Annotated in this window: 22 protein-coding genes and 2 pseudogenes; 23 read left to right on the forward strand and 1 reads right to left on the reverse strand. The window is 39.2% G+C overall.

The window, feature by feature from the left end:
- The first annotated feature begins 382 nt into the window (after positions 1-382).
- The 3 genes from A0O21_RS10525 (at position 383) to A0O21_RS10535 (ending at position 1,629) form a co-directional block, all read left to right on the forward strand.
- Complete coding sequence (locus A0O21_RS10525; protein WP_158511677.1) at positions 383-925, forward strand: TcaA 3rd/4th domain-containing protein; 543 nt, start codon at positions 383-385, stop codon at positions 923-925.
- A gap of 112 nt (positions 926-1,037) precedes the next feature.
- The gene (locus tag A0O21_RS10530; protein ID WP_082854372.1) at positions 1,038-1,328 is read left to right on the forward strand and encodes a hypothetical protein; all 291 of its coding nucleotides are present in this window, start codon (positions 1,038-1,040) and stop codon (positions 1,326-1,328) included.
- Between the two features lie 34 nt (positions 1,329-1,362).
- On the forward strand, positions 1,363-1,629 hold the full coding sequence (locus tag A0O21_RS10535) for a hypothetical protein (protein WP_082854373.1): 267 nt from the start codon (positions 1,363-1,365) through the stop codon (positions 1,627-1,629).
- A 116-nt stretch (positions 1,630-1,745) separates the two neighbouring features.
- Here A0O21_RS10535 and A0O21_RS00010 read toward each other — a convergent pair.
- Positions 1,746-2,612 (reverse strand): annotated as a pseudogene (locus A0O21_RS00010) (RluA family pseudouridine synthase).
- Positions 2,613-3,217: 605 nt separating this feature from the next.
- Between A0O21_RS00010 and A0O21_RS00020 the strand changes: the two are divergent.
- From A0O21_RS00020 to A0O21_RS00105, 20 genes and pseudogenes are all read left to right on the forward strand, one after another.
- Positions 3,218-3,496 carry a type II toxin-antitoxin system YafQ family toxin gene (locus A0O21_RS00020; RefSeq protein WP_067059811.1) on the forward strand — a complete coding sequence of 93 codons (279 nt, stop codon included), beginning with the start codon at positions 3,218-3,220 and terminating at the stop codon, positions 3,494-3,496.
- Between the two features lie 334 nt (positions 3,497-3,830).
- A pseudogene (gene pbp2a / locus A0O21_RS00025) lies at positions 3,831-6,196 on the forward strand (penicillin-binding protein PBP2A).
- A gap of 49 nt (positions 6,197-6,245) precedes the next feature.
- Positions 6,246-6,398, forward strand: a complete 153-nt coding sequence (gene rpmG / locus A0O21_RS10540; protein WP_082854453.1) for a 50S ribosomal protein L33 — start codon at positions 6,246-6,248, stop codon at positions 6,396-6,398.
- Between the two features lie 54 nt (positions 6,399-6,452).
- On the forward strand, positions 6,453-6,629 hold the full coding sequence (secE, locus tag A0O21_RS00030; protein ID WP_067059813.1) for a preprotein translocase subunit SecE: 177 nt from the start codon (positions 6,453-6,455) through the stop codon (positions 6,627-6,629).
- A 641-nt stretch (positions 6,630-7,270) separates the two neighbouring features.
- The gene (essA, locus tag A0O21_RS00035) at positions 7,271-7,732 is read left to right on the forward strand and encodes a type VII secretion protein EssA (protein WP_082854374.1); all 462 of its coding nucleotides are present in this window, start codon (positions 7,271-7,273) and stop codon (positions 7,730-7,732) included.
- A complete protein-coding gene (locus tag A0O21_RS00040) occupies positions 7,713-7,967 on the forward strand; it encodes an EsaB/YukD family protein (RefSeq protein ID WP_067059818.1) in 255 nt (84 codons plus the stop codon). Before essA ends, A0O21_RS00040 begins: the two co-directional genes overlap by 20 nt.
- Positions 7,960-8,103 carry a hypothetical protein gene (locus A0O21_RS10980; RefSeq protein WP_227806874.1) on the forward strand — a complete coding sequence of 48 codons (144 nt, stop codon included), beginning with the start codon at positions 7,960-7,962 and terminating at the stop codon, positions 8,101-8,103. Before A0O21_RS00040 ends, A0O21_RS10980 begins: the two co-directional genes overlap by 8 nt.
- A 5-nt stretch (positions 8,104-8,108) precedes the next feature.
- The gene (gene essB / locus A0O21_RS00045; protein WP_227806897.1) at positions 8,109-9,086 is read left to right on the forward strand and encodes a type VII secretion protein EssB; all 978 of its coding nucleotides are present in this window, start codon (positions 8,109-8,111) and stop codon (positions 9,084-9,086) included.
- On the forward strand, positions 9,079-13,509 hold the full coding sequence (gene essC / locus A0O21_RS00050; RefSeq protein WP_067059820.1) for a type VII secretion protein EssC: 4,431 nt from the start codon (positions 9,079-9,081) through the stop codon (positions 13,507-13,509). The genes essB and essC overlap by 8 nt, the downstream gene beginning before the upstream one ends.
- A gap of 15 nt (positions 13,510-13,524) precedes the next feature.
- On the forward strand, positions 13,525-16,347 hold the full coding sequence (locus A0O21_RS00055; RefSeq protein ID WP_067059822.1) for a YhgE/Pip domain-containing protein: 2,823 nt from the start codon (positions 13,525-13,527) through the stop codon (positions 16,345-16,347).
- A gap of 104 nt (positions 16,348-16,451) precedes the next feature.
- On the forward strand, positions 16,452-16,745 hold the full coding sequence (locus tag A0O21_RS00060) for a WXG100 family type VII secretion target (protein WP_067059824.1): 294 nt from the start codon (positions 16,452-16,454) through the stop codon (positions 16,743-16,745).
- 109 nt (positions 16,746-16,854) lie between these two features.
- Positions 16,855-17,280, forward strand: a complete 426-nt coding sequence (locus A0O21_RS00065) for a DUF5082 family protein (RefSeq protein ID WP_067059826.1) — start codon at positions 16,855-16,857, stop codon at positions 17,278-17,280.
- 9 nt (positions 17,281-17,289) lie between these two features.
- Positions 17,290-17,574, forward strand: a complete 285-nt coding sequence (locus A0O21_RS00070; protein ID WP_067059828.1) for a hypothetical protein — start codon at positions 17,290-17,292, stop codon at positions 17,572-17,574.
- Positions 17,575-17,678: 104 nt separating this feature from the next.
- Positions 17,679-19,103, forward strand: a complete 1,425-nt coding sequence (locus tag A0O21_RS00075; RefSeq protein ID WP_067059830.1) for a T7SS effector LXG polymorphic toxin — start codon at positions 17,679-17,681, stop codon at positions 19,101-19,103.
- Between the two features lie 63 nt (positions 19,104-19,166).
- Positions 19,167-19,880 (forward strand): hypothetical protein, encoded by a 714-nt coding sequence (locus A0O21_RS00080; protein ID WP_158511678.1) that lies wholly within the window; start codon positions 19,167-19,169, stop codon positions 19,878-19,880.
- A 1-nt stretch (position 19,881) separates the two neighbouring features.
- A complete protein-coding gene (locus A0O21_RS00085; RefSeq protein ID WP_067059834.1) occupies positions 19,882-20,214 on the forward strand; it encodes a DUF4176 domain-containing protein in 333 nt (110 codons plus the stop codon).
- Positions 20,204-20,614 carry a hypothetical protein gene (locus A0O21_RS10915; RefSeq protein WP_067059836.1) on the forward strand — a complete coding sequence of 137 codons (411 nt, stop codon included), beginning with the start codon at positions 20,204-20,206 and terminating at the stop codon, positions 20,612-20,614. The genes A0O21_RS00085 and A0O21_RS10915 overlap by 11 nt, the downstream gene beginning before the upstream one ends.
- A gap of 306 nt (positions 20,615-20,920) precedes the next feature.
- The gene (locus tag A0O21_RS00095; protein ID WP_067059838.1) at positions 20,921-22,699 is read left to right on the forward strand and encodes a T7SS effector LXG polymorphic toxin; all 1,779 of its coding nucleotides are present in this window, start codon (positions 20,921-20,923) and stop codon (positions 22,697-22,699) included.
- A 15-nt stretch (positions 22,700-22,714) separates the two neighbouring features.
- Complete coding sequence (locus A0O21_RS00100; protein WP_067059840.1) at positions 22,715-23,587, forward strand: hypothetical protein; 873 nt, start codon at positions 22,715-22,717, stop codon at positions 23,585-23,587.
- A 57-nt stretch (positions 23,588-23,644) separates the two neighbouring features.
- Positions 23,645-23,941: a DUF4176 domain-containing protein gene (locus A0O21_RS00105; protein ID WP_067059842.1), complete on the forward strand. Its 297-nt coding sequence runs from the start codon at positions 23,645-23,647 to the stop codon at positions 23,939-23,941.
- Positions 23,942-23,992 lie beyond the last annotated feature (51 nt).

The following is a 23,992-nucleotide window of genomic DNA, read 5'->3' on the forward strand; positions in this document are numbered from 1 at the left end:
GTGGCTGCAGTTTACCGAAGCTGCAAAGAAAATTTGCCAAAAAAGGAGTACAGATAGGTCTGGGTGTTTTTGTTCTGGTCCTTTGTTTTTGGGGCATCTGGGGACGGATGGTTTTTTCTAAAACAAATTTAATCAGAGATTATGTAGCAGCACGAAGCGATCAATCGGGGATCCATTTGAAAATATTAAAGGTTACTTAGTTTGGGCAGATACCAAAGAAAAGGTAACCAATGATGATGTTAAATATGCCAAATACAGCGCCATCAGTAAACAGCAGGCTGATGAGCTGAAAGAGGAGCTGGAAAGGGCTGATGAGTCTGATGACTACTATGTTGAGCGAGTGGGCACACGGTTTTTCTTTTTCCCGGATTACCGCATAGCCATGAAACCAATGAGCCTGACCATTAAAACTAATCTGCCTAATATGGATGTTTTGCTCAACCAGAAACGTCTGGCAGCCAGCGATTCTGAGGATTTTAGTGTGACTGTGGACCGCCTGCCGATCGCTGATGATTACACAGCCAGTATTTCCGGCAGATACAATGATAAGACAGTTGTTGAGCAAGTCTATGATGGGGAGAATCCTGTCTTGGATTTATTGGTAACATTTAAGAACTTTACCGTAAATAGTAACTTAACAGACGGTGATTTGTATTTTGGAGAGACCAAGGTCGCTGCTTTGGATAATGGGACCTACCAGGTTGAGGACTATCCTGTAACTGATTCGGCGGATGCTTATGTGAAAAAAAACTTTGAAGACGGGGATCTTGAGTCTAACAAGCAGCCGCTGGCTGAGATTGCCGAAGGCGCTACAGTAGACTTAAATGTCGATAATCTGCTGGATGAGACAGGTGCTGTTCAGTATCTGCAGACTGTCTTTGATCAGCTGTCTGCTTACGCTGAGACCAAGCAAGATCCAATGTGACTGCAGTCTTTGAAAGGGTACTGACAATGATTTTTACAAGGCGCTGAAAGAAAGTGTCGCAGATAAACTGGAAAACGACCGCCGCAAGGCTTCTGATTTTACAGTCAGTGATGTGACTTTAAACAGTCTGGAGCAGGTTGGTAAAGAAAGCTATCTGCTAAACTTTGCTGTCAGCTATGCCTTTTATTACGATAAGGCGACGGATCTTGATAAAAACTCCTATGGCAATATCGTTCAGGCGCTGACAGGCCAGCTGACTTTGAAGAAATCTGATTCGGCTTATCTTGTTGCGCAGGAAGGGCAGAAAAATCTCACCGTCACTTGGGAAGATAATCAGGTTCAAGCAGATCCTGACTTGCCGGAAGGACTTTTAGGCAGCTGGGAAGCTAAAACAGTCAGATAAGACTATCAGCCTGACTTTTGCGGAAGACGGTACGGTGACTAAGACAATTGATTATAAAAGCAATAAAAAAGAGGATCGGACAGTCACTGCAGTCATCAGCAGTTTGGAAACAGTAGCCGACAGCACTTATCGCTATGTGTATGAAGCAGGAAGTGACCCGTCAGCTTTTGTTGCAGCGGACAGTCTGGATAATCCTGATAACAGCCAGTATGGTTTCAAGCTGGAAGATTCCAAGTTAACCCTGCTCATCTGGGAAGACGGCAAGGAAAAGACAGACCTCACCTTGAAGAAAAATAAATGACCCGACTGGAAGTCAGAAAATTGCATACTAAAAGCAACAGCTTTACTCCGCTGTTGCTTTTTAGTATAGAATGAGTATTTAGGGGTACAGCAGGCCTGCTTTTAGAATCTGTGCTTTCACTGCTGTCTTGAAAATGGAGCCAGTGCTGTTTTAAAGCTGTCAGATTCTGCCTCAGCCCTTATAGTTTCTAAAGTCAGAGGGTGCCTAAAACTGATTCGGTAAGCGTGCAGCATCAGGCGGCTGTGAGCTGCCGAACTGTAGAGGGGATCGCCTATCAGAGCATGGCCGTGATAGGCCAGATGCACTCGATTTGGTGGGTGCGTCCGGTTTCTAAGGAGCAGTCCAGCAGGCAGCTTGTTTATACTGGTTCAGCCGTCTGACCTTGGTGACAGCTGTCTGACCGTTTTTTCTGTCAACCAGCCGCTTGCGCCGATCATGGCGGTCCCGTCCGATTTTTTCTCGGTAAATGCAGTTACCGTCTGGAAATTCCCCTGAGCGAGGGCTAAGTAGCGGCGGGCGATCCGTTTTTCTTCCAGCAGGCGGTTGAGAATAGGGAGAATAAAAGGTTTTTGGCAAAATCAAAACACCGCTGGTTTCTTTGTCTAAACGGTGGACAACATAGCAGGTTTGGCCGTATAGGCCGAAACATGATTGAGCAGAGCAATTTCGCCGGCCCGTTGCCATGTGTTTTCATTCCTTCATCTTTATTGACAATAATAAGGTGCTCGTCTTCATAGAGGCAGTTCACTTTATTTTTATCTCCCATTATTATAGTTTTAGAAGGTAGTCCTCTTCGTCAAACTGTAAATAAAGATATCACCGGGCTTTGCCTGATTTTGCCAGTGCACAGGCTGTCCGTTGAGCCAGACATGATTTTTGCGTAAGAAATGCCGGATTTTCCTAGGAATGAGCAGATGCTCTTCTAAAAGTTCTTTAATCGTGCAGGGCCCGTAAGGGTTGTTAAGGGTTACTGAGAATGCCATACTTTTATTATAACACCTTGTCTGCCAAAAATATTTGCGGTAAAGATGTTTTCTGGGAATTTGTCTAATAAACTACTGTTTTTAACAGCTTAGATCAGCAGTTTTACAGTTTCCGGCTGTCGTTTTATGCCAAAATTGCATGACAACATAAATTTATAATTGCTTAATTTAAAGGTGTTTTGAATCATTTTATATAGGCGTAGTAGAAGAATTAACCAAAAATTAACCAAGCAGTGTATTTTTTAGTTAATGATATAGAATAAAGTGCATTAGTAGAAGCTAATGCATTTTATTGTGTATCTTATAAATCTTGATTAATATTTACATTATTGGTATAATGTTAGTATAGAAAAGAGGTGTACAGTTTATGACTACAATTACATTTAAGGTTGATGATGAAATGAAGAAAGAGGCTACTGAATTGTATAAATCAATGGGTTTAATTTGTCTAGTGCCTTGCGATTATTTTTGAAGCAATCGTTAGTTACTCGCAGCATCCCTTTTGTCATTAGGCTGATGAATTATCGCCTATTATTGAGGATTCATTAAAGGAGTTAATATGAGTGAAGAATTTACTGATGTTAAAAGTTTGCTAGAGAGTTTAGATGCTTAAAATCAAATATCATAATCAGTTTAAAAAAGATTATAAATTAGCTTTGAGACGTGGGTTTAAGGCCTCTAAGCTAGAAGAAGTTTTAGAGATTTTAGTAGAAGGAAATGGTTTACCAGAAAAATATAGAGATCATCAGTTGACTGTCAGCAAATATTATAAGGGTGTCAGAGAATGTCATATTCAGCCAGATTGGCTTTTGATCTATCGGATTGATGATGATAAGTTGATTTTAAATTTGTTGAGAACTGGTAGCCATTCTGATTTATTTTAATTTTAGAAGAGGTGTTTTATGAAGAAGAAATTATGATGAGACAATTTCTTTTGATGAAAATACATATGTTAAAGAAGGTTCTGATAAGTATAAATCTTTGATAGAAAATGCATCTGAGGTTTATGGAAATTAAAGAAAAAGACGGCTAGAGAAATCTAGTCGCTTTTTTCGATTAAATTTTCAGGGATGAAATAACTAAAAATGTAGAAAGAAGTAAAATATATAGTAAGTGGTTGTTTTTTGAGGAAGATTTATTTTTGGGATAATGCTTTGTTATAATAGTACATTGCAGGTAGTGTTAGATAATTTTTTTTGGTGGTGATATAATAGAGCTATGACGATTATTGAATTACTGAAAAAAAAGTTTTTCCCAAAACGATCAGACCAGCCTTCTGCTGAGGGAAGATCTCAGTTCGATGATAGAACAGCAGCGCCTTCTGATCAGGATAGTCTGGATGAAACCAAGATTTTCCAAGATGACAGTCTAAAAGAGGATGTTGCTGCCAGTGAAAGAGAAGAGGCTGCGGACGCCAGAGAGAGCGCCTATCAGCGCAGCCGCGGCTACCGTGAAAAAGAAAGAGAGCGTCCGGCCTGGCTGCAGACCCTGAGCCGTTTTGTGCCATCACCTAAAAGTCCTATTCGTCGTTTCTGGCGGCGCTACCGCATCGGCAAGATTCTGCTGATTATAGGAGCTGTTTTTGTTTTAGTGATAGGCTCCTACCTCTTTTATTTGGCAAAGACGGCTAAGGTTTCTGATTTGCAGGAAGCGCTGAAAGCTACGACTGTTATTTATGACCGCAATGAAGAGTACGCCGGCAGTCTGTCCGGACAAAAAGGAAGTTATGTGGAGCTGGACGCTATTTCTGATGATTTGGAAAATGCGGTTATTGCGACCGAAGACAGGAGCTTTTACAGCAATAACGGAATCAATATTCCGCGCTTCCTTTTGGCCGTTGTGACCTTTGGAAAATTCGGCGGGGGGTCAACCATTACTCAGCAGCTGGCTAAAAATGCCTACCTGACTCAGGACCAGACTATCAAACGTAAGGCTCGAGAATTTTTCTTGGCTTTAGAGCTGACTAAAAAATACAGCAAGGATGAGATCCTTACCATGTACCTGAACAATGCTTATTTTGGCAATGGGGTCTGGGGTGTTGAAGATGCCAGTCAGAAATATTTTGGTACCAGTGCAGCCAATCTCAGCTTGGATGAAGCAGCTACTCTGGCCGGCATGCTGAAAGGGCCTGAGGTTTATAATCCTTATTATTCTGTTGAGAATGCCACTAACCGCCGAGATACAGTTTTAGCTAATATGGTGGCCGCCGAAAAGATTACGCAGGAAGCTGCTGACCAAGCAGCGGCTGTAGGTCTCGGCAATCAGCTGGCTGACACCTATGTCGGTAAATCTGATGATTACCAGTACCCCTCATATTTTGATGCGGTGGTCAATGAAGCCATAGAGGTTTACGGCCTGTCAGAAGAGGATGTTGTCAATAACGGCTACAAGATTTATACGGAGTTAGATCAGAATTATCAGTCCGGTATGCAGATTACCTTTGATGATGACAGCCTGTTTCCTGTTTCGGCTTATGATGGAACCAGTGCTCAGGCGGCCAGTGTGGCTCTTGATCCAGCTACCGGCGGCGTCCGAGGCTTGATAGGTCGGGTCAACAGTACTGAAGACGTTTCTTTCAGAAGTTTTAACTATGCTACCCAGTCCTCAAGAAGCCCAGGGTCAACCATTAAACCGCTGGTTGTTTACGCACCGGCGATTGCAGCCGGCTGGAGTGTTGACAGAGAACTTCCCAATTCGGTGATTGACTATGATGGCTATGCGCCGACCAATTACGGCGGTTATGAATCGGAAAACATTCCTATGTATCAGGCCTTAGCCAATTCTTACAACATTCCTGCTGTTTACACTCTGGATAAGCTGGGAATCAGCAAGGCCTTCTCCTACGGTGAAAAGTTTGGGCTCAATATGGACGCTGCCAGCAAGGAGCTGGGGGTTGCGCTTGGCGGCAGTATGACGACCAATCCGCTGGAGATGGCTCAGGCCTATGCAGCTTTTGCTAACGGAGGGGTTATGCACACTGCTCACCTCATTACCCGTATTGAAACGGCCAGCGGCGATGTGATTAAAGAGCATAAAGATAAGTCCAAACGTGTGCTCAGTCAGTCGGTAACCAATAAAATGACCAGTATGATGCTGGGACTTTTTCCAATGGTTCAGCAGTCAATGCTAATGTTTATGGCTACACTCTTGCCGGTAAAACAGGTACCACAGAGACAGATTTCAACCCAGATTTAAGTGGCGACCAGTGGGTGATCGGTTATACACCCGATGTGGTCATCAGCCAGTGGCTGGGCTTCAATGAGACAGATGAAAACCATTATCTCAGCGATGCCAGCTCCGGGACGGCCTCCTATATTTTCAGCACTCAGGCCTCCTACATTCTGCCTTATACGGACGGAACAGATTTTAAGGTTGAAAATGCCTATCTGCAAAACGGTGAAAGTCTGGTTTATGATGCGGACGACAGCAATGACACCACAGCCAATGATTCGCAGAGCATTATTGACAGCATCAAAGACTCAGCGGATAAAGCCAGTCAAAGTATCAAAGATGCTGTAGAGGAATACGGCATTAGAGAGAAGGCCAAGGAGCTGTGGGATAATATCATCGATTATTTCAGATAGCTTGCGTGAAATGCTGAATCGTGTTAGAATAAAGACCGACGGAGGCATTATGGCACAGAAAAAAGCAAGTCTGGCCTGCACGGTCTGCGGCAGCCGCAACTATACCATAAAAATCGGCAGCACGCCCAGACCCGTACGGTTAGAAGTTAAGAAGTTTTGCAAATACTGTAAAAAATACACGCTGCATAAAGAGACCCGCTAGTCGATTATATCAGAGGAAAGAGCGAATGCTGTTTCCCAATGGAAGGAGAAACCCGTGGCATTTATTAAAGGTGTTTTCACGATTTTAAAAGAAACAACCTGGCCTGGCCGCAAACAGCGCTGGAAGGACTTTCTGTCAGTTATGGAGTATACGGTCTTTTTCACGATTGTTATCTTCATCTTTGACCAGCTGCTGGGCCTAGGTCTGTTGGAACTGCTCAATCATTTTTAAAAACAGAGGCTCTCTGTCGGCTGTAATAGCTGATAAAGGGCCTCTTTATTTAACTTTTGGCTCTTTTTCGAAAATAGAAAACTAAATCATAAACTGTGCTAACTTACTTATAATGGTTGTTTTTATATTTTGTGTAGTCTCTTGGTCTTACTGAAAGAGCTGCTTTAAAAGGCTAGCTGATATAAAGTTTATTACTGTAAAATTATAGAGCTCTTCTATTTTTTGTTTGATTAGAGAATGCGCATGAGTTGAATGGATTCACAAAAGGTGTGGGATGGAATAAATGAGAAATCCTTTAAATATTTGGAGACGAGACTAGTGGAATTAATTGTAAAAATAAATTTAAATCGGAGTCGCTATTCTGACTATAACAAACAACCTGTCGATGGAATAATGTTTAAAAGTTAAAAAAATTCACTTAATCGCTGAAATGAATATTCCAGAATGCTTTTTTTGAGTGTTTCTCTTTTCCAAATATTGAAAAAAATGACAAAATTTCATATACTATAGTAATATAGTGAGTTGGTTTCAGATAATTTTAACTGTTTGTCTACCCATAAGAGAGCGTTAAATGGTGATTAAGATAAATTTATTTAAAAATAGCAATCGCAACTGGTAGAAAGTGAAAGGGAGAGATTGAAGTGAAAAAAGGGATATTCTTTGTATCACTAATCTTAGTCATAGCATCGTCGACTAGCATTGATGCTAATGATGGTAATTTGGATATCAAAACCGATACGATTAATCAGTCAAGGCAACATTCTACTGGCAATGCTATTGAACGACAATATGCACCGAATCTTTTTCTTGATCGAGTGGCTCAGGAAGTTACAAGAGAAAAGACTAATGATGAAAATGTATTATCTGAGGCTGCCAATATAACATTTAATGGGGTTTCAAGCAATAATTATACATTTGATACTATGTCTTACACCAGTAAACTGTTTGATAATTATTCGATTGACGATACGATTGTAACTACAGAAAATGAGCAACCAAAAAAAGTAGTATGGAAGATTTCAGCAGCTGTTCTTTTTATGGTGATAATGTGTGGAATTGGAGTATGGCTAGGAAGGGTCTGGCATGGAAGACGAATACATTAATGTGACAATAAGATATAAAAATCAAGATTTAGATTTACGTTTTTCTAAGAGGTTGTCATTAGAGCAGTTGGAAGATTTAGTGAAAAAAAGTTCTTTGGAAAATCATTTAGGGATTCTTGAAAAAAATTGGATATTAGAAATATCTAATAAGCCTATAATAATCGAAAGACACCGTGCGCTTGCGGACTATCCGGTAGGGAATGGTGATGTATTGGAGGTTAAGTTCAATGAGTAATGATTTGATACAATTAAAAGTAAAGAAAGAACAGTTGGAAGTTATTTTAACATCTAATACATTTGTACGAGATAAGCTATCTACTATCCAACAATATGTAGATGCGCAGGTGACTTTGAACGAAGGGGGGAATTAGCTCTTATATATAAAAAACCTCCGCATTCTCGCAGCCTTCATAAATTAACTCAAGAGACACGTACAAATCTGGAACGTCTGAAGTTGGCGCAAATTCTAATGGCTATTCCACGGCATGACAATGACTTCCGTATTACATATTTGCATCCTAAAAATATTTTTGTTCGAGGAAATGTAGTTGAATTATTACATTATGGGATTTCAGAAATTATGTTTCCAGAGGAATACAGTGAGGAAAATTATCTTAGACATTATAAAGCTTTAGTAGTATCAGTTTTACGTCCCAAACTTGATTTTGAGTTTTTAGTTAATGGGCTTTCTGCTGTTAATGATAAAACTGTGCAAGAAATCGCTGTCCTCAAAAACTACAGTGACGTGGTGGAATACATAAATAGAATTTACGATGATGAGGCTAGAAAAGAGCGTGAATCTAAGCAGTTAGTCTCTATTATGAAATGGAGGATTGTAACGATTGCGGCAGCTGTTCTGGGAGTTTTAACCGTTGGATTGGGAGCTGTTGCAGGATATAATGTCTTCTGGAAGACACCTTTGCAAACAGATACAGTTAAGGCTCAGGCATCCTTTTTATCTAATGATTATGAATCAGTAGCTGACAGCTTAGAACCCTACTCTCTTGCCCGACTTGAAGAAGAAGCTAAGTATGTTTTGGCCACTTCATATGTGCATCTGGATAATTTATCAGATAGCCAAAAGGCGTCGGTGCTAAATACAATTTCTCCTTCAAGCGAAGAAAATCTACTGGACTATTGGATCAGTATCGGACGTGGTAAATATAGTAAAGCGTTGGATTTAGCCAAAAATATTGGAGATAATCAATTAATTCTGCATGCTTATACTAATCTTTATGAACAAGTCAAAGCAGACTCCAACATGAAGGGCTCTGAGAAGCAAAAAAAGTTAACATCTTATAGAAAGCAAATAAAAAAGCTATCAAAACGATTAGGAGAACAGCAGAATGAGTGAAAACATTAAGCGTTCCTACCACCAATTAGGGGATGATTTGATAGATGAGCAGACTAATCGGCGTCAAATTATAGTGTTTGGTGAGGAGCTTCAAATTAATAGTCTCGATCCTGATGAAAATGTAACTTTAGGAGAATTTTGCTTCACAGACAAAGCAGGAGAGCTATTTGTAAACAATCTTGCTTTATCTGATAGCTCTGTCACTGTGGAAGGTACACTAATCTACGCATTAAGTAGTTTAGATGATATTTATGTAGAGTATATTTTTCCACCAGCTTATGATCTTATTTTATCAAATAAGCCTAATGAAGGCATAACAGCTTCGACTCAGGCTAAAGTTGTTTTTTCCAAAGATTCGGTCTATATTTATCCAAATGGGAGTTTAGTATACTATAATCGCAAGTATGTATCCCAAAATGTGATTAAAAAATTTGAAATAAACGATGAGATTTTTGTTGGAAATTATTTGATAAAAAACAGGGGTAGGCAGTGGGAAATTGCTTCGTTTTTTACTCCTCCTATTTTTAATGAAAAGCACATTTTTATAGAGGACAAAAAGGATATTTACCCTCTTTCTTTTCCGGAGTATCGTAGAAGTCCACGTGTGCTTCCAACAGTCCATGATGAAAAAATACGCTTTGAAAAGATAAAAAATCCTAGCAGTAAGCCTAAAAACGCTTTGTGGCGTGCAGCGCTTCCTCCAATAGGTATGGTTATTTTAGCTGGGGTAGTAACTGTTTTGATGAAACGTAACCCTGTTATGATGCTGACTATGGGTGGGATGAGTGTTATGACTGCAGCTTTTTCCATTACTAATTATTTTTCTACTAAAAAGGACTTTAAGGAAAATGAATTGATGAGAGTTGCAGATTACGAACAGTATCTTTTGAAACATACAGCCGAGTTAGAAGAGTATTATTTGGAAGAAAAAAATATTCTCTACTATCAGCAACCTCGTATTTCTGAATTAGAGGACATGGCAATACGTCTTGATTCTCGGATTTACGAACGGTTATCCTTTAATGAAGACTTTATGCAGGTAGCTTTGGGAATTGGAGATGTCAAAAGTCAGTTAGATCTTTCGTATCATTATGATCCGTTGAACAAAGATGATGAGACTGTCTTTGCTCAGAAACTATTACGTGATTTTGAGATTCAGAGATCTGTTCCTGTAACTATCAACCTTAATGAAACTTTTTTGGGTATTGTCGCTGGTCATGATTTAGGGCAGCGCCTAGCTCAAACGTTAATATTTCAGCTTGCTGTCTTCCATTCCTATCGTGATGTCAATTTTGTTGCCTTAGTTTCTGAGGAAGACTACCAATCAATTTGGAAAACTTGGCGTTTTTTACCTCATTTTGATTTAGCTGGAAGAAATGTTCGAGGGATTATTCATGATGAGCGCAGTAAAGATGCAGTTTTAACTAGTTTGTATCAACTTTTTCAAAGTCGGCTTCAAGTTGAGAAAGGAGAGGATACAACCTTCTTACCTCATATTGTGGTATTGATATCGGATGACCGTCATTTAACCGGTCACGTTATTAATGAGTATTTATCACGACCAGACTTGTCCCAGTATGGGGTAACTGTTATCTGGTTAAAAGAAAGTAAACGGCAATTGCCTGAAACGGTTAATAGTTTAGCAGTTCTTCAAAGCAGCAGCAGTGCACATCTTATCAATGATCATGGGATATATATTAACCAAGCTTTCGATCCCTATGTGGAGTTTAATCAATTTGAAATGGCTGTTCGTTCTTTGGCCAATCTTAACCATGTGGAAACACAGAAAAATTCCTTACCAGATTCAATGACATTCTTGGAGATGTATGGCGTCACACATGTTAACGAGCTTGATATTAACAAGCGTTGGGAGAAAGCAGACACATCTAAAAGCTTAGCTGTTCCTTTGGGGGTAAGAGGAAAGGATGATATCATATTTCTTAATCTGCATGAGCGCGCTCATGGTCCTCATGGCTTGGTTGCAGGAACAACAGGTTCGGGGAAGTCTGAAATTCTACAATCGTACATCTTGTCTTTAGCTCTTAATTTTTCCCCGGAAGATATTGGTTTTTTGCCAATTGACTTTAAAGGTGGAGGAATGGCAAACCTGTTCAGAAATTTACCTCACTTAATGGGCTCGATTACAAACTTAGATGGTGCAGGGACTCAGCGTGCACTGGCTTCAATTCGTGCAGAGCTCCAAAAACGTCAGCGCTTGTTTGGAAAATTTGGAGTGAATCACATTAATGGTTATACTAAACTCTATAAACAAGGTAGACAAGCTAATGATGACAGATTCCCAACTGAACCCTTACCACATTTGTTTTTGATATCTGATGAATTTGCGGAACTGAAACAGAATGAACCTGAGTTCATGAATGAATTGGTATCAACGGCTCGTATTGGTCGCTCTTTGGGTATTCATCTGATTTTAGCGACACAAAAGCCATCTGGTGTCGTTAATGATCAAATTTGGTCTAACTCACGATTTAAATTAGCGTTGAAAGTAGCTGATAAAGCAGATTCTAAGGAAATTATAAAAACACCGGATGCCGCTTCTATTACGCAGCCAGGCCGAGCCTATTTGCAAGTAGGAAACAATGAAATCTATGAATTATTTCAATCTGCTTGGTCAGGTGCAGCCTACAACCCCTCGAGTGACCTAGATAGTAATGAAGTGGACAAACGCCTTTGGGTCATCAACGAGTTGGGGCAGTATGAGTTGGCAACTGAAGACCTCTCTTACTTAGAGGATAAGGCAGCGAATCTTAGTGATGTGACAGAGCTTGATGCAATTGTTAATTATATTTCTGATTATACTTCAAAATCAAATGTTACGATCCCAGAGAAACCATGGCTCCCTCCACTTGAATATGAAATTGTCTCTCCTATTTTAGAAACTCAATGGTGTGAAAAACGGACTCTTCAGGCCTCTTTTGCTTTTATGGATGTTCCGTCTGAACAAACTCAATATGATTGGAAGTTTGACTTGGAAGAAATGGGGCATACTATCATTTTTGCTTCTCCGGGATATGGAAAATCACAAGCTCTCCAAACCTTAATTATGAATTTTTCAAGAGTTAACAATCCTGAGCAAATGCATTTTTATCTCTTTGATTTTGGAACTAACGGTCTTCTGCCGCTTAGAGATCTTCCGCATGTGGCAGATCTGGTTACTTTAGATGAAGGAGAAAAGTTGCTGAAAGCTCTTAAACGTATTCGTGAAATACTTAAAGCGCGTAAAGAACTGTTAGCAGAATATGGGGTTGCCTCGATTGATCAATATGAGCAGAAGTCTGGGGAATCATTACCGATTATTGTTAACATTATTGATTTATATGATACCATTCGAGAAAACTCTTTAGAAGTAGTGGCTGAAGCTACTTTTAATCAGGTACTCAGGGAAGGCTCGAGTTTGGGAGTGTATCTTATTGTGACGGCTCTTAGAAGTAACTCACTGAAGTTAAATATGCGTTCAAACTTTGCCAGTCAGTTGGTTCTCTATTTAGTTGATAAAGATGGGAAAAAAGAATTAGTTGGTTTTGACGCTTTACCTGATCAGGAAATTGCAGGACGAGGGCAAATAAGACTAGATAACCAGTTAAGAGCCTTTCAAATTTACCTGTCTGAACCAGGCAGAAATGATATTGAACGGCTCCGCGCTTTGGAAGCAGATATAACTTCTATGACTCAATTATGGACTGGCAAAGTACCTGCTGCAATTCCTATGCTTCCGAAAGAGATAACTTTTGCCGATTTCGAAGCAGATGAAAATGTCCAGAAATCTAAGGTAGAACTCGCCCTCCCTATTGGCTATGACAAAGAAACAACCGAAGTAGCAGCTCTAAATCCTAAGGAGTACAGTTTTTTACTTTTCACAGATGATACACCTAATCAGACCTATAGTCTTGAGAAAGCAATTGTGATGGCTTTCGCTTCTTTTGCTGGCAGAGTTGATCGTGTAGTTATTGATTTAGATGGGCGGTTTGAAAAAAATGCCGAAAGTTTTGATAATATCATTACAGAGGAAGTGTTAAGCCAATTTATGGGAGAACTGCTTGCACTTATTAGAAGTGGACAACAGAAAGAAAAACCTATGTATATCTATTTCCCAGATATTCACCTTGCGGGTGACAAAATTTCTTTGACTGAAAAGGAGCTGGATTCACTCTTTAAAAAAGGTTCATCTGTAGGTATCCATCTGATTTTCCATGGCTATCAAAATAATGTTGAGACTAAATTTACTCCGTTTTTTAAGCGTTTGCGCCAAAATATTCCGGCTGGAACATTTGGAACAATCAGCTCAGAGCAAAAATTGGTTTCGGGTCGCCATGCTTTTAATGAACCTTTAGTAGCGCTTGATGAAACTCAATTATTTAAAGGAAGAGAGATTTATCGTGTCAGATTTCCGCAAGATGAATAGGAGAAACGAGAAACTATGATTAAGTTAAAAAGTTTTAGAAAATTACTAATTGAAGTAGGTGCAGTACTTGTTCTCTTAGGAGTAATAGGGGCTGTTTACTTTAATTGGAATAAGCTTTTTCCAAATATAAAGTTACAGCAAAAAAATCATATGAATATTGCTGTTGTTAATCAAGACAATGGAGGAATTTTTAATAAAATAAACTATCAATTTGGTAAAGATTTTACAAATTTACTGACAAAAATAAACTCAGATAATACAACATGGACAGTTATGTCACGAAGTCAAGCAGAAAATCGGTACAATAACAATTCTGTAGACGCTGTTATTTATATATCTAGTGATTTTTCAACAAATATTTTACAATTAGATAGTTTTAATCCAGAGAATGCCAAGATTTCCTATAAAGTAAAGCGAACAACTGATAAGGCTCAGTCTCTTGAGATGGAAAAACGCATTGGGACTTATATTAATGTTATTAATCAAAGGGCCATTAAAATGTATTTTGCCAGCGTTATTAATAATTTAGATGACGCTAAAGTTCAATTGACAAATATTGTTGGAGACGAAGATGCTATTTACAGCGGTTTATCAACAAATATTTACGCACCTTCTCAGCAGTCAACACAATACTTGAGTAATCTAACAAGATCCGCAGATGGTTTGAAAACATCAAATGGATCCTTTGAAAATTCTGTATCAAGTTTCAAAGATTCTACTGTGAAATTGCTTCAAAATAATGCTTCGACCCTTAATGAGCAGCTATCAGTTATTCAGTCTAATACAGAATTACAGTCACAGATTAACAAGCACAATGCTTCAGTATCAGAAAAAGCCGTAACTAATCAGTACGATACAGACAGTCAATTATACTCAAATCTTTATCTTAGTACCGTAGAATCTTTAAACAGCTTCTATAATCCTTCAACTGATGCATTGGCACCGATTGAAGTGGCACCTGAAGAAGGTTTGCCTAATACTTTGAATGATGTAGTAGCAACCGAAGAATCTAAAACAGTATATCAACTTTTTTCTGAAGAAATTCAAGCTTATAATGCTGATATTAGCACTTATCAGGTCAGAATTGAGAATGCGAGAAAACAACTTGATGAATTAAGAACTTCTCTCGATAAAACCCGTAGTCAAATTTCTGAACATTATTTTAATACACCAGAAATATCGGTTGATGGGATAGACGATATGGGAGAAGACAATGCTGCTATAACTTCAGCTGTTTCTGACAAGGTGACTCAAGAAAGTGCGAAGCAAGCATTAGCAAAACAAGTTTCAAATTCAATGTCGCGTTCAGATAATTTGCCGAACGACTATACTGATCAAATTAATTCAACAATTGCTTCTCTTAGTGTCAATGCATCCGACTACCAAGACCTTTTTGCCCATTTACTTTCTTTAGATGCTATAAGCTCTTCGCAGGTAGCAGAATATAACAAAAAGATAGAACTACTTAAAAATTACGCTGATAATAAAGGAGCAACTACAGGCTCTGCTCCTAATTATAATTTTAGCAAAGTATCAAATGATACCCTGCCTTCTTCACGAACTGAGACAGTAACTTTCAGTAATGTCTATCCTGAAAGTGAACTGATTAAAGAGGCTACAGATGAGGAAGAAAAGATTTCGACTTCGTATAAAGAAACAGCAGTTACTGTGACTGTTGATAGCTCCAGTACTGTTTCTGCAACGGCCAGCGTTGATAAAAATAATATTTCGTCTCCAACTGATTTGACACTATCATATACTTTCTCGCCGAAATATGGGCTGAATACAATTAAATTGAACCTGACAGTCGGTTCCGAAACTATCCCTCTGGTATACAGTTTTTATTACAGCGACAGCGAAGAGAAAGTTAATCTGGTTGAAAATGATTTAAAAACACTTTTAGGCCAGCTAAGTCGGATTGATACAGCTGCTACAACAATAAAGAATTTATATGGAGACCCTTCAAGTAATTCTTATGATATTGATGTCGCTAATCCAGCCGATGACTCAGTGTTTAATTTGTATGGGAATATTGATTCAGATTCTATTTTTAATCAGCTTAAAGATAGTGATGTTACCAATTATAAAGCATCGGGTGTTGAATTATATACACAGTTATCTATTGAGATTAATCAATTGAACGCAGCTATCGATGAATTGCCATCTGTTGACGAAGCGACACTGCCGACTAACTATTTTTCTAAAAATCTTCAAGATTTAGTTGACTGGTATAATGCAACAGTCAACTCATTAAACACACAGTATGCTGATTGGCAGAATAATCAAGTGACTAAATTAGGGACGGCCTCTACAAATTCGGGAGATATGGACGATAATACATTGTATTCTGGCGCTGACTCTAATAACCGACTTTATGAGACAGTATCTAATCTTGCAAATGCAACCAATACCAATGCTTCAAGAATTTCTACAAATGCTGACAGTATTGGAACCATGTCTACCCAGTTTGACAGCTTGGTCAATCAGGCAAATCAGGTTCAAGGCAAGGTCACAGAAGTATCTGATAATACTTCGAAACTTGTTGAAGAGCAAGCGGACAATATCCAAAATGCTAAAGATTACAGTGAGAACTTTAACGAGGTTCTAAACAACGCTAGAACTGGCGGGACAGATAATGAGTCCGTACTGAATTTCTTGGCTAGTCCGGTTCAGGCGGTTAAAATTGGGTCTGATTCTGTTTTAAGCACTCTCCCCCTATGGGTATGGCTGTTATCTGTTGCTCTGCTATCCAGCGGTTTATCCATTTGGGGGACACGATTTGTCAGCAAAGTAAAAAATAGTAAGCAAAAAGTATTGCAAGATGAAGACGAAGAATAAAAAGTAACGTTTTTGTAACAATAAAGACATATTAGTGTTGTCGACAGACTACTTGAATTTTAATATAATAGCGGTGTATTAAATAGAAAAAGGAGATTTATACTATGGCAGAAGTATCATTATCACCAGAAGAGCTTTCCAGCCAAGCGAGTGTTTATTCGACAGCTGTTGAGCAGATAGAGACAGCTATTCAGGCGGTAGAAAGAACGAACGGCGAGATGCAGTCTCACTGGAACGGGCAAGCCTATCAAGCCTACTTAGAGCAATATAATCAGCTTCGTTCAGATGTGACGAAGTTTGAAGAGTTGTTAACATCAGTGAACCAACAGCTGACCTCTTATGCATCAGTTGTTTCCGAGCGTGATACAAGCGATGCGGGCCAATTCACCTTTCAGTAAATAGAGTGACTATAAGAACTTTTTAGAAAAGGGCTGGGACGGGAGTCCTGGTCCTTTCCTTTATGTTTAAATAAAGCTTGTAGTGAAAGAGAAGAGGGGGGTATAAGAGATGTCAGATGCAGCTATGGCGTCCTATTATGATAATTTAGCGAGTCAAGAGTCGGCTAATTATGCATCAGCGATAGCGGAGAAGGGGGTAGTAGACGGTCAGATAGCGCGATTGCAGGAAGCAGAGACGAGTTTGACCAGTCAGATAACTGAGTTTCAGACCAGTATAATAGATGCTTTTTCGACGATAGAGGCGAGTGACAGCAGTCAGTTTCAGGGTGATCGACAGACGAAGTATGAGGAGAAGTATAGTTCAGCGCAGACAGCAGCGACGACGAACAAGAGCAGTCATGATACGAATTTAAGCAGTATAGGGACGAAGATATCGGAGTTGGAGACGACGTCAGCGAGTTTACAGTCGGCAGCGAACACGGCATACAACAATATGACGAGTTATACGAATCAGGCAAACAGTTATAGGGGGTAGGAAAGGAATATGGCAAAGACAGGGACCAATTACGAGACGTGGTCAGGCTTGACAGGGACAGTGTCGACGAGTGTTTCGGGTTTATCGGATTTATCGGCCTTGACTTTTTCGACAACCACCATGACTCCGTTTACGGATTTCAGTCAGTTAATAGAGGATTTCAACAGTGTATTAACGGACTTGAGGACGTATACGGAGAGTGATGTGACGCATATGAATCAGGCGGCAGAGAACAAGGTGACGGATGACAGCAATCAGGCGAGTGCAGGGAGTGGAAGCAGCAGTAGGTTTTAATCACTGAAGGGCACTGCAGGAGGTAAATTTTGTAGTTGCTTTGAGATAGCCTATCTTATGCTTGATTAGCAATTATCGAGATTTAAGATTAGAAGGGGCTTGATATGAAAATCGATATGACAGAGGTCAATGAGAATAAGACAACTTTAACGACCTCTATTGATAATTTGAACAGTCAATTGGAAACTGCTAAGACTTCCTTTACGAATCTAGTCAATACCGACAGTCTTCAAGGGGAGGTCAAGACAGCCATAGACGGTAAGATTAATAACTATCAGATTCCGCTTCTGACCAACTTTTCCAATAGTTTATCGACTTTATCGGCCCAGTATGATAAGGCGATAGAGGCGTTTCAAACGACGGTTGAGGAGACCTCAGCTACGGCGATTATCGATACGGATTATCTGCAGGGATTAGAGGATGGCTATAGTACGATAGAGAGCAGTATAGCGACGATAGACAGTGAGACGTCCAAGATTTACAGTTCGATATCTGATATCATCAGTTTGAGCAATCCCAGCAGTTCAGATATTACGACACCGTTGAGTGAAGCCAAGAAGGTATTGACGGATACCAAGAGCAACATGGAGACTTTTAACGGCTGGACACAGGGGACAGAATTCAGTGAACTGTTGGCCAGTCAGGGGACCATATTGGCTTCTTTATCTGAATTAATAGGGGTATCTTATACTGATGCGGATGCTTCGGCATTTTATTCGGATGCCAGTTTTGCGGACGGTGTTCAGACCATTGCTCAAGGGATTACTTCAGCTGCTACTCCTGTTGCTTTGCTCAAAGGTGTAGCAAAATCGCTTAATACTATTTCTCAAAATTCGGGTTCTTGGTGGGAAAGCTTTTCAGATATTTGGAAAAATTATAGTTTACAGACAGCTAAATCCAGTTCGAAAAACTCACCAATAGCATTAAATATAAATCTTTCATCTTTTTGGGATGACCTTTTTGGTTCTCAAGACAGTGTTTCTGTATCACAAAATTATAGAAAAGAAGGAAATTGGCTTTTTACAACCTACCACAAACAGACAGAAAAAAGCGTTACAACTGACCCTGGAGTTGTTCAAACAAAAACAGATAATGGTCGTTTTTCGGGAGTAGCTATCAATGCAGGTCCTTTGTCGTTTGATGTGAGTCTTGAAGATTGGCATTTTAATTTGAATACTGAAATCAACTTGTTTGGCTATACCGGTGGTGTTAAAGCAGATTTAGGTTTCTCTAATGAAACGGGTATTGAGTTGGATGTAGCAGGAGGAGGAGGTCGTAAGACCGATACATCTTCAAGCACTGATTATTTTGGCTTGAAGGTCAGTACAGATTTAAATGATGGTATATTGGGTGGTTACCATCAGCACACTACCTCTACAACTAGTGGAAATACAACAACGAGTACACAAAATGAATCTGGTTTCCAAGTGGGGAACTGGGGAGAAGTAGCCGCTGTAGCAGTTGTAGCAGGAATAATCGTTGCTCCAGAAGTAACAGTTCCTGTTTTAGGGACAGCCTTAGCCTTTTAGCGGTCAAGAAAGAAGTAATATGATATGGACTACCTTAGAATAAGACAGCGATATACCCTTTTAGTGAGATTGGCGATTTTACTACCTTCACTACCATTGCTTTATTATTTGTTTGCTAAGGACAACTATCTTATTAAAATATTGTGTATCATAATATATATGGCCGTTTTGGCTGTTTGCGTTTATATAATTAATCGTTGGTATAGCCAAACCGTCACTTATGTTTTGTATTCCCAAGTCGATTTAGCTGCCTTTAGGGAATTTATAGAAATAAACGGTGAGTCTAAAAATGGCAAAAATCACTTACAATCTAAGCTAGCTGCCATCACATATCACTATCTTATTGGGGACTTTGTATCTGTAATCCAAAGGGTGAGTGAATTAGACGGGAATGCTAAACTGAGTCAGTCGCAAGCAAGGGTGTTGGCTCTCTATCGAATTAAATCACATATATTATTAGGGGATTATTCAAATAAGCAAGAGTTTAGAGAAGCTGTCTCCAAGACACTGTCAGAATATCATAATGAAAATAGAGAAATAGTGGAAAACTGTGAAGCTGTTTACGATATTGTGTCAAGTCAGCAACCAAATGACTACTTTGAAGAGTTAGAGAGCGATTTAAAGATATATCAGCTAGAGTTTATGTACTTTAAAGCTTGTAATGCTGTTTTGAAAGGCAATACAGCAGAGGCAGAGAAGCTGTTTACGGCATTGTCTCAAGAAGATGATAATCTTTACATTGTAAAGGAATCAAAAAAGTATTTAGAGGAGAACTAGTATGGCAGCAGCAAGTCGTCAGCAGCTACCTGTAGGGTCTGTTGTTAATATATCAGATGAGGCAGCAAATGTTGTCATTATCGGTCAGTTTCCAGTTGTAGAAAATGATGGTGATAAGGGCTATTATGATTTTGTAGGAGTAACTCTTCCTATTGGCTATGATGCAAAGACCTTATTGTTTTTCAATAAAGAAGATATCAACAATGTTATCTTTTTGGGGTATATTGATGCAGCTTTCCAGAGTTTTCTAAAAGAAGCCGACTCATTTGAAAAAGAAACGAGATTGCAAAAGCTTAAAGCAAGTCAAGCTAGGAGAGAGCAAGATGACCTTTAGATTTAAAAAATGGCAACTTATTTTCCTTATTATCCCGGTTATTATCATCTTTGGTATTGTAAAATCGCAGATTGACTCGCAAACATCAAAAGATGGAACTTATTATCTGGTTGTTGAGAACTACTCTACTATGACAGCTTCGTTAGATAAGACGTCTTGGATAAAAATTGAAGATGATCAACTCATTATAAATGAAGACGATAGTGAAACTAGCTACGATTATGATGTCGATAAGGAAGAGTTTGAGAAAGATTCTATGACCTACTTTTGTTTATTTAATGAAGGGATACTTACAATTGGAACGCATGACGACGATTCAACGGAAACAACAACTTATGTCAGCCCAAAGAGTAATATGTATTCAGGATATGAGGATGGGACAGTGAAGATTTCTAAATAAATGCCGTCCTTGTTATTGTATGTATATGCTTTTTTCTTAGGAAATAGTCCGAATGTTATCAGCGCTGAATAGGAAGTGTTATATGCTGGGCGGAGTATTAAGAATTTTTTATGGGAACGTTGTTCGGAAAAAGGGATAACTGCTGAATTAACTTATAAAATCTCCTAAAAAATTTTTTAAGAAAAGTCCATTACCTCAATATGGATAAAACTATTTTTGTTACAATTCAAAGTAACTGAAAAAAGAGCGGTACGACTATTTAATGTATGTTATTTATTAGAGATTTAAGATTAGAAGGGGCTTGATATGAAAATCGATATGACAGAGGTCAATGACAATAAGACGACTTTAACGACCTCTATTGATAATTTGAACAGTCAATTGGAAACTGCTAAGACTTCCTTTACGAATCTAGTTAATACCGACAGTCTTCAAGGGGAGGTCAAGACAGCCATAGACGGTAAGATTAATAACTATCAGATTCCGCTTCTGACCAACTTTTCCAATAGTTTATCGACTTTATCGGCCCAGTATGATAAGGCGATAGAGGCGTTTCAAACGACGGTTGAGGAGACCTCAGCTACGGCGATTATCGATACGGATTATCTGCAGGGATTAGAGGATGGCTATAGTACGATAGAGAGCAGTATAGCGACGATAGACAGTGAGACGTCCAAGATTTACAGTTCGATATCTGATATCATCAGTTTGAGCAATCCCAGCAGTTCAGATATTACGACACCGTTGAGTGAAGCCAAGAAGGTATTGACGGATACCAAGAGCAACATGGAGACTTTTAACGGCTGGACACAGGGGACAGAATTCAGTGAACTGTTGGCCAGTCAGGGGACCATATTGGCTTCTTTATCTGAATTAATAGGGGTATCTTATACTGATGCGGATGCTTCGGCATTTTATTCGGATGCCAGTTTTGCGGACGGTGTCAAGACCATTGCTCAAGGGATTACTTCAGCTGCTACTCCTGTTGCTTTGCTTAATAGTGTTTCTAAAGCGCTTCGTTCAGCTGAGCAGGAGGAAGATTCTTGGTGGCAAGGCTTTGCAGAAATCTGGAAGGAGTATACATCGGCTATAAGTGGTAGTTCTTTGTACAAAGGTGTTACAGGCAGTGTTTCCTTGTTACAAACTTATCTAAAAATTTTTATTAAGGGCTCTAAGACCCGTGATGCAGCTGATCTAGGTGGCAAAGCATTTCAGAAACTCAGTCTTTCATGGTCAGCTATTAGCAAATCAGGCAAAGATTTAAGGTCTATTGTTAAAAATCTTAAGAATTCTAAAGCTTGGGGAGCATTGGCTAAAATCGGTAAGACTAAGGGTTGGAAATCGCTATCTAAAACTTATAAATGGGGGAAAAAATACTTTGATGCAGTTAAAAATCCCTTGAAATCCTTTGTGAATAATTTGAGTGACGGTGCTGCTAAGATTGGGAAGTGGGGATCAAAGCTCAAATCAAAAACTTTAAGCTTAGGCTTAGGTCTAGTAGGAAAGATTGCTAATTCTAAGGCTTGGAAAAAGGTTACTAATTCTAAGGCTTGGAATAAAGTTGCTAATTCTAAGGCTTGGAAAAATGTTAGTGGTGTACCCAGCAAGCTCAAAGGCCCTTTGAAGTCCGGTATAAAGACTTTAGGTAAAGTTGCTAGGGTTGGTGGCTGGGCAATGACCATTGCTGAAGCTGGGATTTCTGGTTATCAAGCCTATAATGATAAGGACAGTAGGGCTTATCACAGTGTTGGGAAGTCAGCCATTCATGCGGGAGTTGAAACTGTTAAAAATGCTGGTCCAATCGAATATACATTAGCTGGTGCTGAGATTGGTTCGGTGATTCCTGGAGTAGGGACAGCTGTTGGTGCAGGTGTTGGCTTTGTCGTTGGTTCTGCTAATGCAATGTGGGGAGTAGTAGACGGTTGGTTAGGCACTGATTCAAAAGAGAGGGCTTACTCTTGGGTTGAAAATAAATTAGATGATGCCTATGATTGGACAGCTGATAAGGTGCAGAAGGCAGGAAAAGCCGTCGGAGATACTATGTCAAGGGGCTGGAACAATGTCAAATCAGCTTTCGGTTTTTAGAGAGGAATATATAACATGGGGAAATCTATATTTGGAGCTGATTTTGAAGAAAGTAAGCGGATTATTAACTTTAAAAAGCTATCTAATACTCTGAAAAACGACACCTCAATGAACCGTTCATTACCCCGCCGCTTGTTTGCTTTTTTTATAGCGGGAACGCTCTTATTCTCAGCCATGCTGGGCCTGTTATTTGCCATGCCTTTTGGTTTAAGATCGGCTGCTGAGACTGGAAGTGTTCGTCACTTATCTTCAGAAGCGGTTATCATGATAGGAAATATCGGTCAGGCAATGTTAATTCCAAATATTATTGTATTTGTGATAATGCTTCTATCGGCCTGTTTTTCTATCCTGATTCCAAAACGTGATATTTCCAGACAAATTTTTTCTGGTTTTCCTTTTTTAGGAAGCATGATTTATACTGCAACGGTACCCTTCATTTATATCACTGGCATGCTGGCTTTCAATCGATTTGGCATATCAGGTTTGCTTCTGCAAGTATTGGTTGGTTTTCTTTTAATAGCTTTAATCTTCTATCAAGGCTATTTACGAACCAAAGCACAACTATATGGTGAAGCTAATAATAGGGACAGTTTTTATACAAAATTAATCTTGGGAATAACGATAGGGACTAGCTTTATTCTTTTAATTTTGAGTCAAACGGTATTTAAGGGGCTGACCAGTGATTTTAATGCTAAATGGTACAGCTATCTCCTAGGTTTAGGCGTAACTGTTACAATGGTTGTTTTCGCCTATAGCTTTCGAAAAATGAGTGATTTCTGCCTTTTTCAAGGTTTCTATATGATGAAATACTCTAAGCAGTATAAAGACTACCTGCAAATTGCGGATGAAAATTGGTACCGCGGTGGGCGTAAGAAGGAGCAAAAATAATACAACCCATTACATTATTGTTTTAATACTTATGTTAAAGAAAGAAGAGGAATTAAGATGGCAAAAGAGTTACTACCGCTGGGGAGTTTGGTTTATTTGAAAGAAGGCACGGTTAAATTGATGATTATTGGACGCGGGATTGAACTGAACGAAGAGGCTGGAAATGTCTATACAGACTATGCTGGCGTAGTTTATCCTGAGGGTTTTAATCCTGAAAATGGCTACTTTTTCAATGATGAAGATGTTGATCGAGTAATTTTTCGAGGTTTTGAGGATGAAGAAGAGAATCGTTTTATGGAGGTTTACGAGGAGTGGGAAAAGACAATAACCATTCCTAAAAAACAGTCAGATTAGTGAATAGCTAGTTACTAGCGTACATAAAAATGAATTAAATACCCTATTTGA

This window comes from Streptococcus pantholopis (assembly GCF_001642085.1).
Taxonomy (GTDB): domain Bacteria; phylum Bacillota; class Bacilli; order Lactobacillales; family Streptococcaceae; genus Streptococcus; species Streptococcus pantholopis.